Origin of the sequence: Mycolicibacterium sichuanense (assembly GCF_033741125.1) — a bacterium.
Lineage (GTDB): Bacteria > Actinomycetota > Actinomycetes > Mycobacteriales > Mycobacteriaceae > Mycobacterium.
Genome location: NZ_JAWQPU010000006.1, coordinates 351,178 through 364,629, shown reverse-complemented (window position 1 = coordinate 364,629; position 13,452 = coordinate 351,178). Strand labels below are relative to the sequence as shown.

The window sequence follows — 13,452 nt, the reverse complement described above, 5'->3', positions numbered from 1 at the left end:
GGGGCTGAACGATACTGGTCGGCATGCTTGACGGGTGTCAGCTCTTGGCGTCGGTCCGGGTGCTGGACGCGGGTGGTCCCGGGTCCGATGGCGTGGGGCGACTCCTCGCCGATCTCGGTGCCGACGTCCTCAAGGTGGAACCGCCGGGCGGCGCCGTTCATCGCACCGCCGCGCCCGCCGTCGCCGGGGTGTCCATCGCCTTCGCCATGGACAACGCCAACAAGCGCTGCGCGGTGCTCGACCCCGCCGACGCGGGGGATCGCGTCCGGTTCGTCGAGCTCGCCGGCGACGCGGACATCCTCATCGACGGACCGCCCTGGGGCGTAGCCGCCTTCGGTACCTCGGCCGCCGAGCTCGCCGAGCGCTTCGCACACCTCGTCGCCGTTCAGATCACCGACTTCGGGACCAACGGCCCGCACGCCGACTGGCAGGCCACCGACGCCGTCTTCTACGCCATGTCGACGGCGCTGTCCCGGTCGGGACCGACCCAAGGAACGCCGGTGCTACCCCCGCAGGGGCTCGCCTCGGCAACCGCTGCCGTGCAGGCCGTCTGGGTGGCGCTGGTCGCCTACTATCACCGATTGCGTTGCGGGCACGGCGATTACATCGACTTCGCCCGGTTCGAGGCCGTCGTCCAGAGTCTTGATCCGCCCTTCGGTTCTGAGGGGCAAGCGGCCGTTGGGCAGAAGCCGTCGGCCAAATCGTGGCGGGGCCGTCCACGCAATCAACAGATCTATCCCACCTTGCCGTGCCGCGACGGATTCGTCAGGATCTGTCTGCTCTCGCCGCGCCAGTGGCACGGCATGCGAGCCTGGCTCGGTGAGCCCGAGGAGTTCGCCGACCCCAAGTTCGAGACGATCGCCGCGCGGTACGTCGCGTCGAAGGAGCTCAACGCCGCCATCGCCGAGCTCTTCGCGCCGCAGACGATGGATGCGCTCGTCGCCGAGGGGCAACGCCGGGGGGTGCCGATCGCGGCGGTGCTCTCGCCCGCAGAAGCGTTGGCCTCCGAGCACTTTCGCGCCGTCGCAGCGCTGACCGAGGTCGAGCTCGCCCCCGAGGTGTCGCTGTCGGTGCCCGCCGGACCATTCGTCGTCGACGGGCGCCGTGCGGGTTTCTCGCAGAACTGCCCCGCCCCGGGTGCCGACGAGGGCCGCTGGCTCGCCGCGCCCCGCCCGGTGGGAGCCGCGGTGAGCGGTGAGCTTCCCTTCGAAGGCCTGCGGGTCCTGGACCTCGGCGTCATCGTCGCCGGTGGTGAACTCGGCCGGTTGTTCGCCGACCACGGTGCCGAGGTGATCAAGGTCGAGAGCGCGACCTACCCCGACGGGTTGCGCCAGACCCGCCCCGGGCAGCCGATGAGCAGGTCCTGGGCACTGACCCATCGCAACGAGGTCAGCCTCGGCCTGGATCTGCGCCATCGGGAGGGCGCGGAGCTGTTCCGCCAGCTGGTCGCACAGTCGGACCTCGTGCTGGCCAACTTCAAACCGGGAACGCTTGATGCCCTTGGGTTCTCCTACGACGAGCTACGCCACGTCAATCCCCGCATCGTGCTGGCCGAGAGCAGTGCCTTCGGTGCCGCCGGTCCGTGGAGCGCGCGCATGGGGTACGGGCCGCTGGTGCGCGCCGCCACCGGCGTCAGTCGACTCTGGACCACGGATGACGACGACGGGTTCCATGACGCAACCACGATCTTTCCCGACCACGTCGTCGCCAGGATCACCGCGATCGCTGCACTGGCGGCGCTGGTCGACCGCGACGTCCGGAAATCCGGTGCACACGTTCACGTCTCACAAGCGGAGGCGGCCGTCAACCAGCTGGCAGTCTCCTACGTCGCCGACGCCGCCAAGGCCGCGGGGATCGCCGTCGAATCCGACGACGCGGTCCACGTCGTCTGCCCCTGTGCCGGTGACGACGAGTGGTGCGCGATCTCGGTACGCGGCGACGGGGACCGCGCCGCATTGGCCAAGGTGCTCGGCGTGAGCGAGTTGCCAACTAGTCGCGAGGAATTCGTCGCCACGGTGCGGGCCTGGACCGCGACGAGGGACAAGGCCGACGCCGTCGCCGCGATGCAGGGTGTCGGGGTGCCGGCCGGTCCGATGTACCGCGCCGTGGACGTACTCGCAGACCCACAGCTCGAAGCCAGGCACCTGTTCACCGAGATGGTGCACCCGCTCTTCGACGAACCCCTGACCGCCGAGTCCCACCCGGCGCCGTTCCGCCACATCCCCGACGCTCCGCTGCGACCTGCACCCATGCCGGGGGAGCACACCCGGCAGGTCGTCGGCGGCGTGCTGGGACTGGGCGCGGACGAGATCGACCGACTGCTTGCCGACCGCGTGCTCTTCGGCTGGAGCCCCGACCCCACCTCCCACTGACTCCCAGCGTGCGCCGACACGCCGCCAACATCCACAGCGCACGCACGCTCGCGTGCGCGACACATCGAGAAAGGCAGGCCCTTGCCCATCGCCCCCAGAACCCCGGTGCTCGTCGGCTACGGACAGGTCGATCATCGTGACGGCGATCCCGCCGTCGAGCCCGTCGACCTGATGGAGCGGGCGGCCAGGTCGGCCGCCGATGCGCGCGTCCTCGAGGCGGTCGAGTCGGTGCGCATCGTGAATCTGCTGTCGTGGCGCTACCGCAACCCGGGTGTCCTTCTGGCGCAACGGATCAACGCTCCAAGCGCGGAGGGCAGGTATACCAGCATCGGGGGAAACGTCCCGCAGGCGCTGGTGAACCAGGCCTGTCTCGACATCCAGCGGGGCAGCGTCGACTCCGTTCTGATCGCCGGTGCCGAGACCTGGCGCACCCGCACCAAGGTGCGGGCCGCGGGAGGCAAGCTCGACTACACCAAGCAGGACGACACCGTGCCCGTCCCACGGGGCGCCGAGGACGAGTTTCAGCTGGCCGGCCCGGTGGAACTGCGGATCCACCTGGACCGCCCGTCCTATGTGTATCCCCTGTTCGAGCAGGCCCTGCGCATCAGCGCGGGGCGGACGCCGCAGGAGCATCAGCGGCTGATCGGGGAGCTGTGGGCCGGCTTCAGCGCCGTCGCGCAGGGCAATCCGCACGCGTGGAACCGCACGCCGGTCAGCGCCGAGGAGATCGCCACGCCCAGCCCAACCAACCGCATGATGAGCTGGCCGTACACCAAGCTGATGAACTCCAACAACATGGTCGACCAGGGCGCCGCGCTGATCCTGATGTCCGCGGAAAAGGCTACCGCCCTTGGTATTCCGACCGAACGCTGGGTCTTCCCCTACGCGGGCACCGACGCCCACGACACCTATCTGATCGCCGAGCGCGCCGAGCTGGACCGCTCGCCGGCCATCAGGATCGCCGGCAATCGAGCGCTCGAGCTGGCCGGCGCCGGGGTCGACGACATGGACTTCGTCGACGTCTACTCCTGCTTCCCTTCGGCGGTTCAGGTCGCCGCGCGTGAGCTCGGGCTGTCGCTGGACCGTCCGCTGACGGTGACGGGCGGCCTGACCTTCGCCGGTGGGCCGTGGAACAACTACGTCAGCCATTCGATCGCGACCATGGCCGAGCGGTTGGTGGCGTCCCCTGGTGCGCGCGGATTCGTCACGGCCAACGGCGGCTACCTGACCAAGCACAGCTTCGGGGTCTACGGCACCGAACCTCCCATCGGTGAATTTCGTTGGGAAGACGTTCAATTCGCTGTCGATGCCGAACCGACCCGGGTTGCCGAGGACGTCTGGGCGGGTGTCGGGACCGTCGAGTCGTGGACCACGCCGGTCAGCCGCGATGGCGTGCCGGAAAAGGTGTTCCTTGCGGTGCGCACTCCTGCCGACAGCCGGGCGCTCGCGGTGATCACCGATGCCGACGAGGCGCAGGCCAGCATTCGCGAGGACATCGCCGGGGCCAAGGTGCGCGTCGACGACGAGGGCACCGCCCACCTCGTCTAACGCCGAAATCGCCGCAGGGGGGCGTTGACTTCCGCCACGACGTCTGGTTAGGGTGAGCCACGTCACGCATTGAAACGTTTCAATCGTCAGGAGACCCGGATGGCCGACGGTGCGATCCAGCGGGTGTGCTTCGTGCTCCCGCTCAAGCCCGAGCGTGTCGAGGAGTACGTCGAGGCCCACCTGCACGTCTGGCCCGAGATGCTCGCGGCCCTCAGCGCCGCGGGCTGGCGGAACTACTCGCTATTCGTCCGTGCCGACGACGGCCTGGTGGTCGGCTACCTCGAGACCGACGACTTCGAGGCCGCTCGGGCCGCGATGGCCGCCACCGAGGTGAATGCCCGCTGGCAGGCAGGCATGGCCGGCTACTTCCAGACCCTCGACGGCACCGCGCCCGACGAGGCGATGACACCGCTCACCGAGTACTTCCACCTCGACTAGACCCGAAGGACGTCCATGAGAATCGGAGCACGCGCCACGACCGGTTGGCGGGCGACCATCGCGGTCGCCATGTCCAACTACATCGAGGCGGGATCGATCATCGCGATCGCCACCAGCCTGGCCTTCTGGCAGTCGGAGTTCGGAATCAGCAACTTCGCCGTCGGTCTGCTGGCAGCGTTGAGCGCCAACGCCTTTGGTGCCGCCATCGGCGCCATCCTCGGCGGCCCGCTGTGCGACCGCTTCGGGCGCAAGGCGATCTACACCTACGACCTGCTGGTGTACATGGCAGGCGTGCTGCTGGCTGCCTTCGCCGTGAACTACACGATGCTGCTGGCGGCGTTCGTGATCACCGGAATCGCCGTCGGCGCCGGTGTTCCCGCCTCCTGGACCTACATCGCCGAGCAGGCTCCGTCCGACGGTCGCGCCAAGCACGTCGGCACCGCCCAGCTGGCGTGGTCGGTGGGCCCGCTCATCGGTTTCGCCCTGGCGGCGGGGTTGGCTCCGCTGGGGCTGCTCGGGTCACGCCTGGTCTTCCTGCACCTGTTCGTCGTCGCCGCGGTCGTGTGGTGGGTGCGCCAGGGGCTGGCCGAGTCGACCATCTGGACGCAGGAGGGCCGGCACGAACCGAGTGGAGTCGCGTCAGCCGTCGGCCTGGGCGGGCTTCGCGGGCTGTTCTCCCGCCGCGTCAACGTCTCGGCGCTGCTGTTCCTCGGCGGCATCTACCTGTTCTGGAACACCGTCGCGGGCCAGGCCGGCATCTTCATGCCCCGGGTCTACGACACCGCAGGCCTGCACAGCCCGGTCGCCCAGAACCTGCTGCAGGTCCTGGTGTGGGGGTGCACCGTGGCCGCGACCTACTTCGGCTTCATGCGCTACGGCGACCGGATGTCGCAGCGCCTGCTCTACGTGATCGGCGCCGCCCTCGGCATCGTTGGCTGGATCGTGCTGGTGGCCTTCACCGACGGAGGCGTGCCGACGATGCTCGCCTTCGCCGTGCTGTGGGGCGTCTCGGCAGGCATCGGTGCGCAGGCGTTCTACAGCCTGTGGGCCAGCGAGCTGTTCGCCACGCCATACCGCGCCAGTGCCCAGGGCGTGATGTTCTGCGTGGTGCGAAGCTTCACCGGTCTGCTGAGCTACTTCTTCCCGACGTTGCTCGCGGTCACCGGCCTGACCGCGGTCGGCCTGCTGCTCATCGGCCTGCTGACCGTGGCGCTGATCATCGGGGCGGTGTGGGCTCCCGAGACCCGGGGAAAGACATTGCAGCAGATCGAGATCGAGCGTTACGGCAAGATGGAGAGCTCGACCAACAACGAGGTGGCGGCATGATGCACGAGCTACTCGACAACCTGTCCATCGAATTGCCGTCCTGGGCGTTCGGAAACTCGGGCACCCGGTTCAAGGTCTTCGGCACTCCAGGCACGCCGCGCACCATCGAGGAGAAGATCGCCGACGCGGCGACGGTGCACCGCTTCACCGGCATGGCTCCGACCGTGGCTTTGCACATCCCGTGGGATCGGGTCGACGACTACACCGCGCTCGGTGAGTTCGCCGCCGAACACGGCGTTGCGCTGGGCACCATCAACTCCAACACCTTCCAGGACGACGACTACAAGTTCGGCAGCCTGACGCACGTCGACGAGATGGTGCGGCAGAAGGCGATCGACCATCACCTGGCCTGCATCGAGATCATGAACCAGACGGGGTCGCGGGACCTCAAGATCTGGCTGGCCGACGGTACCAACTACCCCGGTCAGGGTGACATCCGCGGTCGGCAGGATCGGTTGGCCGATTCGCTGGCGGCAATCTACCAGCACATCGGTGAAGGCCAGCGAATGGTGTTGGAGTACAAGTTCTTCGAGCCCGCGATGTACATGACCGACGTCCCGGACTGGGGCACCTCCTTCGCACAGGTCAGCGCGTTGGGCGAGCGGGCGAAGGTGTGCCTGGACACCGGTCACCACGCCCCGGGCACCAACATCGAGTTCATCGTCGCGCAACTGCTGCGGCTGCAGAAGCTGGGTTCGTTCGACTTCAACTCACGCTTCTACGCCGACGACGACCTCATCGTCGGCGCGGCCGATCCGTTCCAGTTGTTCCGCATCATGTTCGAGGTGATCCGGGGTGGCGGCCTCGACGAGGGTTCCGATCTCGCGCTGATGCTCGACCAGTGCCACAACGTGGAGGCCAAGATCCCCGGCCAGATCCGCTCGGTACTCAACGTCGCCGAGATGACCGCCCGCGCCCTGCTGGTCGACACCGATGCGCTGGCGACGGCGCAGGTCGACGGAGACGTGTTGGGTGCCAACGAGATCTTGATGGACGCCTTCTACACCGACGTGCGGCCAGCGATGGCGCGGTGGCGCACCGAGCGTGGGTTGCCGGCCAACCCGATGCGGGCCTTCGCCGAATCCGGTTATCAGAGCGCCATCGACGCCGAACGCGTCGGCGGCACCCAATCCTCGTGGGGAGCATGACGATCATGAGCAATCCGACCATCGACGACCTCATCGCCAGGTCCAACCGTCTTGGCGCCGATCCGAAGAACACCAACTACGCCGGTGGCAACACCTCGGCCAAGGGCACCGACGTCGACCCCGTCACCGGCAAACCGGTGGAGCTGTTGTGGGTCAAGGGATCCGGGGGAGACCTCGGCACCCTCACCGAGAACGGGCTCGCCGTGCTTCGGCTGGACCGGATGCGGGCGCTCGTCGACGTGTATCCCGGCGTCGAGCGCGAGGACGAGATGGTCGGCGCCTTCGACTATTGCCTGCACGGCAGGGGTGGGGCGGCCCCGTCCATCGACACCGCCATGCACGGCCTGGTCGACGCCGCGCACGTCGACCATCTGCACCCCGACTCCGGCATCGCGCTGGCCACCGCGGCCGACGGAGAGGCATTGACCAAGCAGATCTTCGGGGACCGGGTGGTGTGGATCCCCTGGCGGCGCCCAGGTTTTCAGCTGGGTCTGGACATCGCCGAGATCAAACGGCGCAACCCGCAGGCCATTGGGACCATTCTCGGCGGCCACGGCATCACCGCGTGGGGTGACACCTCGGCCGAGGCCGAGGCGCGGTCGCTGGAGATCATCGACACGGTGCAGCGCTACCTCGACGCCAACGGCAGGCCGCAGCCGTTCGGAATGCCGCTGGACGGATATGGGACGCTGCCCGATGAGCAACGCCGCACCAAGGCCGCCGAGCTGGCACCCTTCCTGCGCGGACTGGTGTCGACCGACAAGCCGCAGGTCGGTCATTTCACCGACGACCCGCGCGTGCTCGAGTTCCTGGCTGGCAGCGAGCATCCGCGGTTGGCGGCGCTCGGCACCAGCTGCCCGGACCACTTCCTGCGCACCAAGGTCAAGCCGATGGTGCTCGACCTGCCCGCGGATGCTTCGGTGGATGACTGCCGCGACCGGCTGACCGCGCTGCACGAGGCCTACCGCGCCGACTACCAGGCGTACTACGACCGGCACGCCTCGCCAGACAGCCCCGCCATCCGCGGCGCCGACCCGGCCATCGCGCTGATTCCCGGCGTCGGAATGTTCAGCTACGGCAAGGACAAGCAAACCGCGCGGGTGGCCGGTGAGTTCTACCTCAACGCCATCAACGTGATGCGCGGTGCCGAGGCCATCTCCACCTATGCCCCGATCGACGAGGCGGAGAAGTTCCGCATCGAGTACTGGGCGCTCGAGGAGGCCAAGCTCGCGCGGATGCCCAAGCCCAAGCCGCTGGCCACGCGCATCGCGCTGGTCACCGGCGCGGCGTCGGGCATCGGCAAGGCCATCGCCACCCGGCTGGCCGCCGAGGGGGCGTGCGTCGTGATCGCAGACCTCGACGCCGATAAGGCCGCTGCGGCAGCCAAGGAGATCGGCAACTCCGACGTGGCGATCGGGATCGCGGCCGACGTCACCGACGAATCGGCCGTGCAGGCCGCGGTCGACGCCTGCGTGCTGGCGTTCGGCGGCATCGACATCGTCGTCAACAATGCCGGGCTGTCGTTGTCGAAGTCGCTGCTGGAGACCACGGCCGAGGACTGGGACCTGCAGCACGACGTGATGGCACGCGGTTCGTTCCTGGTGTCCAAGGCCGCCGCCCGCGCGCTGATCGACCAGAAGCTCGGCGGCGACATCATCTACATCTCGTCGAAGAACTCGGTGTTCGCCGGCCCCAACAACATCGCGTACTCGGCCACCAAGGCCGACCAGGCGCACCAGGTCCGGCTGCTGGCCGCCGAGCTGGGTGAGCACGGCATCAAGGTCAACGGCATCAACCCCGACGGCGTGGTCCGCGGCTCGGGGATCTTCGCCGGCGGCTGGGGTGCCAAGCGGGCCGCCGTGTATGGGGTGCCCGAGGAGGAGCTCGGCGCCTATTACGCGCAGCGGACCCTACTGAAACGCGAAGTGCTGCCGGAGAACATCGCGAACGCCGCGTTCGCGTTGTGCACGGCGGACTTCTCGCATACGACGGGCTTGCACGTGCCGGTCGACGCGGGTGTCGCGGCCGCGTTCCTCCGATGAGCGCTCGCGCGAAGAGCAGCGTGATCCGATGAGCGCTCGCGCGAAGAGCAGCGTGATCCGATGAGCGCTCGCGCGAAGAGCAGCGTGATCCGATGAGCACGGGTCGGTACGTCGCCGTCGACCTCGGCGCCAGCAGCGGCCGGGTGATGCTGGCCGAGGTGGGCCCCGGGTCCTTCGAGATGCGCCAGTGCAACCGCTTCGCCAACGACCCGGTGTACCTGTGGGACGGCCGCCGCACTGCGATGCACTGGGACCTGCCCGGGCTCTTCGCAGGGGTCTGCACGGGTTTGGCGGAGGCCGGTAGGCAGGCGCCGGACCTGACCAGCGTCGGCGTGGATTCCTGGGCCGTGGATTACGGACTGCTGCGGGCCGGGAAACTGCTTGGGCTGCCGTACAACTACCGCGACGCACGCTGCGGTCGTGGTGCCGACATCGTGCACCGGAAGCTGTCGCAGGAGGACGTCTTCGCCCGCAACGGGCTGCAGTTCCTGCCGTTCAACACGATGTTCCAGTTGGCTGCCGACGATGCCGAGGGTCTGCTCGGGCTCGCCGATGCCGCGCTCCTGGTGCCGGATCTGATCGGCTACTGGCTCACCGGTGAGATGTCGACCGAACGCACCAATGCCTCGACGACCGGGCTACTCGGCCTAGACGGGCGCTGGGATGCCTTCCTCGAGTCGATGCTCGGCCTGCCGCGAGATCTGTTCCCGGCGCTGACCGAACCTGGATCGCGCCTCGGGCCGGTGCTGGACGATCTGGCCGACCGACTCGGCCTGCGCCGCGGGGTACCGGTCACCACGGTCGCCTCGCACGACACCGCTTCGGCGGTGGTTGCGATCCCGATGCAATCCGACACCGCCGCGTACGTGTCCTGCGGCACCTGGGCCCTGGTTGGCGTCGAACTTCCCGAGCCAGTGGTCAGCTCCGAGGCCCGGACCGCCAACTTCACCAACGAGGTCGGGGTCGACGGCCGAATCCGGTTCCTGCGCAACGTGATGGGGCTCTGGTTGCTCAGTGAGTCGGTGCGGCACTGGGAGCGCGACGGGGCCCCGGTCGACTTGCCGTCGCTACTGGCGCAGGCGGCGGATTGCCCACCGCCGGTCGAGGTGTTCGACGGTGACGACCCGCGCTTCGTCGAGCCTGGGGACATGCCGGGCCGCATCACCGCGTGGTACGCCGAACGCGGGTTGCCGCCGCCCGCCGGCCGGCCGGAGATGACCCGCGCCATCGTGGAGGCCTTGGCCGCCGGCTTCGCCAGGGGCGTCGAGCAGGCCGCCGAACTGTCCGGAGTGCCCGTTCGGACCGTGCACCTGGTCGGCGGCGGGGCCAGGAACCGGTTGCTGTGTCAGCTGGTGGCAGATCGGGTCGGCAGGCCGGTGGTCGCGGGCCCGGTCGAGGCCACCGCGATCGGCAACGTTCTGATCCAGGCGCGCGCGCACGGCCTGTTGCACGGCGACCTCGAGGATCTCCGTGGCACCATGGCCTCGGCGCTGGCCGGGATGCGTTTCGAGCCCCAACGAGCTCCGACCGAAAGGGTCAGACGATGAAGAGAAGATTGCCGAACAGGCATGACCTGGCGCCGCTGATGCAGTTCAAGAAGCCGGAGCTGAACGCCACCAAGCGCCGGCTGGACAGGGCGTTGACCATCGAGGACCTGCGCCGCATCGCCAAGCGCCGCACGCCGCGGGCGGCGTTCGACTACACCGACGGTTCGGCGGAGGGCGAGATCTCCATCGCGCGTGCCCGGCAAGCGTTCTCCGACGTCGAATTCCACCCCGCGATCCTGCGCGACGTGTCGAAGGTGAGCACCGGGTGGGACGTACTCGGCGCGCCGGTGAGCATGCCGTTCGGCATCGCGCCGACGGGATTCACTCGGATGATGCACACCGAGGGCGAGATCGCCGGGGCGAGGGCCGCGGCGCGGGCGGGCATCCCGTTCTCACTGTCGACGATGGGCACCACCGCCATCGAGGACGTCAAGGCTGCCAACCCATTGGGGCGCAACTGGTTTCAGCTCTACATGTGGAAGGACCGCGACCGGTCGATGGCGCTGGTCGAGCGTGCGGTCGCGGCGGGATACGACACGCTGCTAGTGACCGTCGACGTGCCCGTCGCGGGTGCGCGGCTGCGCGACAAGCGCAACGGCATGTCGATTCCGCCGGCCCTCACGCTGCGGACCGTCGCCAACGCGCTGCCACGACCGCAGTGGTGGATCGACTTCCTGACCACCGAGCCGCTGTCCTTCGCGTCGCTGGACCGCTGGTCGGGAACCGTGGCCGAACTGCTCGACACGATGTTCGATCCCACGGTCACCTTCGAGGACCTGGCCTGGATCCGGTCGCAGTGGCCGGGCAAATTCGTGGTCAAGGGCGTCCAGACGGTCGCCGACGCGAGGGCGGTGACCGAGCTGGGTGTCGACGGCGTCCTGCTCTCCAATCACGGTGGGCGCCAGTTGGATCGCGCACCGATCCCGTTCCATCTGCTCCCCGCGGTGGTTGCCGGCGTCGGCAAGGACGTCGAGGTCCTGCTCGACACCGGCATCATGTCCGGAGCGGACGTGGTGGCGGCGGTCGCACTGGGAGCACGCTTCACGCTGATCGGCCGGGCCTATCTCTACGGGTTGATGGCCGGCGGTGAGGCCGGGGTGGACCGCGCCATCGAGATCCTCTCCGGGCAGGTCGAGCGCACGATGCGACTGCTCGGTGTCACCTGTCTCGAGGAATTGACTCCACAGCACGTCACGCAGCTGGTGCGCCTGGCGCCCCGGGCGCTGACGGCCGAGTAGCCGACGATGGCGGCCGGGATCCGAGACGTCGCCGCTGCGGCGTCGGTGTCGGTGGGCACGGTGTCCAACGTGCTCAACGCCCCGGAGCGAGTGGCCCCGGCCACCGTGGCGCGCGTGCACGCCGCCATCGAACAGCTGGGCTTCGTTCGCAACGACGCCGCCCGTCAGCTGCGGGCTGGCCAGTCGCGCTGCGTCGGGCTGCTGGTCCTCGACGTGGGGAACCCGTTCTTCACCGACGTGGCCCGCTCGGCGGAACGGCAGGCCTCGCAACACAATCTGGTGGTGCTGCTCGGAACGTCCGACGACGACGCGCAGCGCGAACGAGCCTACCTGGAGACGTTCGAGGAGCAGCGCGTGTTCGGTCTGCTGATCTCGCCGGTCGGCGAGGACCTGGACCGACTGGTCGCGCTGCACGGTCGCGGCGTGCCGGTGGTGCTGGTCGACCGCGAAGGGTCCGGCACGCCGTTCGCGTCGGTGGCGGTCGACGACGTCGCGGGAGGCCGGCTGGCGATGGGCCATCTGTGTGCCCGGGGGCGTCGGCGGATCGCCTTCGTCGGTGGCCCGCTGAGTCTGCGGCAGGTCGCCGATCGGTTGACCGGAGCGCAGGCGGCGGTCGCCGAATGTCGTGGTGCCACCTTGGAAGTCGTGGCGACCGAGGAACCCAGCGTGCTGGCCGGGCGGGGGGCGGGGGAGCAGTTGTGTGCCCGGCCGTTGCAGAGCCGGCCCGACGCGGTGTTCTGCGCCAACGACCTGCTGGCGATCGGGATGTTGCAGGCGTTGCACGGCAACGGGATTCGGGTGCCCGACGAGGTGGCGGTGATCGGCTACGACGACATCGACTTCGCGCGCTCGGCATCGGTTCCGCTGTCGTCGATCCGCCAGCCCAGCGCCGAGATTGGAACCACCGCCATCGAGCTGTTGCTCACCGCCGTCGACACTCCCGATGCCCGGCCGAGCAACGTGGTGTTCGTTCCCGAGTTGGTTGCCAGGGCATCGACGGCTACTTGATGGTGTAGCCGCCGTCGATGACGAGGTCGGCGCCGTTCACCATGGCTGCCGCGCTGGACGCGAGATAGACTGCTGCCGCAGCGATCTCGGCCGGGTAGGCAAACCGGCCGGTGGGAATCAGCTTCTTCAGCGCGTCGCCCTTGGGGTTGTCCCAGGCCTTGATGCCGAGGTCGGTGAGCACGACGGTCGGGGAGATGCTGTTTACCCGGACGCCGCGCCCAGCCCACTCGGTGGCCAGGACCTTGGTGATGCCGACGACGCCGAACTTCGACGCGCAGTAGGCGACGTGCTGGTCGATCGCGACGGACGCGGCCTGCGAAGCCATGTTGACGATGACGCCGCGGCCAGCGTCGAGCATGCGCCTGCCAACCGTCTGGCACATCAGGAACGTGCCCTTGAGGTTGATGGCGATGGTGGCGTCCCAGTCGGCCAGGGACAGGTCCTCGGCGGGCGCGAGCCTGGCGATGCCCGCACTGTTGACCAGGACGTCGATCCGCCCGAATTCGGCGATCACCGCATCGACCGCACCGGTCACCGAGTCGGGATCGGCTACGTTGCAGGCGAATCCGCGGCTTCCCGGCAGCTCCTTCGCGCGTTCGGCCGCACCTTCGGCGTTCAGGTCGACCACGGCGATGCGCGCGCCCTTGGCCGACAGCGCGGCGGCGATCGCCGCCCCGATGCCCGAGGCGCCGCCGGTCACCAGCGCGACCGCACCGTCCAGTCGAAAGTCGAAGTCGACGACGGGTTCGGCCGATTCGGACATGTGCATCTCTCTTCCTGTGATT

Annotated in this window: 10 protein-coding genes; 9 read left to right on the top strand and 1 reads right to left on the bottom strand. The window is 68.7% G+C overall.

The window, feature by feature from the left end; translation table 11 throughout:
* Positions 1–23 precede the first annotated feature (23 nt).
* The 9 genes from SBI80_RS20120 (at position 24) to SBI80_RS20080 (ending at position 12,667) form a co-directional block, all read left to right on the top strand.
* Positions 24–2,372, top strand: a complete 2,349-nt coding sequence (locus SBI80_RS20120) for a CoA transferase (protein WP_318976558.1) — start codon at positions 24–26, stop codon at positions 2,370–2,372.
* Positions 2,373–2,453: 81 nt separating this feature from the next.
* A complete protein-coding gene (locus SBI80_RS20115; protein ID WP_318976557.1) occupies positions 2,454–3,920 on the top strand; it encodes an acetyl-CoA acetyltransferase in 1,467 nt (488 codons plus the stop codon).
* A gap of 99 nt (positions 3,921–4,019) precedes the next feature.
* Entirely contained in the window at positions 4,020–4,358 is a 339-nt protein-coding gene (locus SBI80_RS20110) for an L-rhamnose mutarotase (RefSeq protein WP_318976556.1), read from the top strand.
* 15 nt (positions 4,359–4,373) lie between these two features.
* Positions 4,374–5,684, top strand: coding sequence for an MFS transporter (locus tag SBI80_RS20105; RefSeq protein WP_318976555.1), 1,311 nt, complete (start codon positions 4,374–4,376; stop codon positions 5,682–5,684).
* Positions 5,684–6,832: an L-rhamnose isomerase gene (gene rhaI / locus SBI80_RS20100; protein WP_318976705.1), complete on the top strand. Its 1,149-nt coding sequence runs from the start codon at positions 5,684–5,686 to the stop codon at positions 6,830–6,832. The genes SBI80_RS20105 and rhaI overlap by 1 nt, the downstream gene beginning before the upstream one ends.
* Before the next feature lie 5 nt (positions 6,833–6,837).
* Positions 6,838–8,874: a bifunctional aldolase/short-chain dehydrogenase gene (locus SBI80_RS20095; RefSeq protein WP_318976554.1), complete on the top strand. Its 2,037-nt coding sequence runs from the start codon at positions 6,838–6,840 to the stop codon at positions 8,872–8,874.
* Positions 8,875–8,966: 92 nt separating this feature from the next.
* A complete protein-coding gene (locus tag SBI80_RS20090) occupies positions 8,967–10,421 on the top strand; it encodes a rhamnulokinase (RefSeq protein WP_318976553.1) in 1,455 nt (484 codons plus the stop codon).
* Positions 10,418–11,659, top strand: a complete 1,242-nt coding sequence (locus tag SBI80_RS20085) for an alpha-hydroxy acid oxidase (protein ID WP_318976552.1) — start codon at positions 10,418–10,420, stop codon at positions 11,657–11,659. The genes SBI80_RS20090 and SBI80_RS20085 overlap by 4 nt, the downstream gene beginning before the upstream one ends.
* A gap of 6 nt (positions 11,660–11,665) precedes the next feature.
* Positions 11,666–12,667, top strand: coding sequence for a LacI family DNA-binding transcriptional regulator (locus SBI80_RS20080; protein ID WP_318976551.1), 1,002 nt, complete (start codon positions 11,666–11,668; stop codon positions 12,665–12,667).
* On the opposite strand, the gene SBI80_RS20075 is transcribed toward SBI80_RS20080, so the two are convergent.
* Entirely contained in the window at positions 12,660–13,430 is a 771-nt protein-coding gene (locus SBI80_RS20075) for a GolD/DthD family dehydrogenase (RefSeq protein ID WP_318976550.1), read from the bottom strand. The two genes, SBI80_RS20080 and SBI80_RS20075, sit on opposite strands and share 8 nt — an antisense overlap.
* Positions 13,431–13,452 lie beyond the last annotated feature (22 nt).

Bases quoted from the DNA above. Each gene is read 5' to 3' on its own strand.
- SBI80_RS20120 (WP_318976558.1), top strand. From the start codon at position 24: ATGCTTGACGGGTGTCAGCTCTTGGCGTCGGTCCGGGTGCTGGACGCG.
- SBI80_RS20110 (WP_318976556.1), top strand. From the start codon at position 4,020: ATGGCCGACGGTGCGATCCAGCGGGTGTGCTTCGTGCTCCCGCTCAAG.
- SBI80_RS20105 (WP_318976555.1), top strand. From the start codon at position 4,374: ATGAGAATCGGAGCACGCGCCACGACCGGTTGGCGGGCGACCATCGCG.
- rhaI (WP_318976705.1), top strand. From the start codon at position 5,684: ATGCACGAGCTACTCGACAACCTGTCCATCGAATTGCCGTCCTGGGCG.
- SBI80_RS20095 (WP_318976554.1), top strand. From the start codon at position 6,838: ATGAGCAATCCGACCATCGACGACCTCATCGCCAGGTCCAACCGTCTT.
- SBI80_RS20090 (WP_318976553.1), top strand. From the start codon at position 8,967: ATGAGCACGGGTCGGTACGTCGCCGTCGACCTCGGCGCCAGCAGCGGC.
- SBI80_RS20085 (WP_318976552.1), top strand. From the start codon at position 10,418: ATGAAGAGAAGATTGCCGAACAGGCATGACCTGGCGCCGCTGATGCAG.
- SBI80_RS20080 (WP_318976551.1), top strand. From the start codon at position 11,666: ATGGCGGCCGGGATCCGAGACGTCGCCGCTGCGGCGTCGGTGTCGGTG.
- SBI80_RS20075 (WP_318976550.1), bottom strand. From the start codon at position 13,430: ATGTCCGAATCGGCCGAACCCGTCGTCGACTTCGACTTTCGACTGGAC.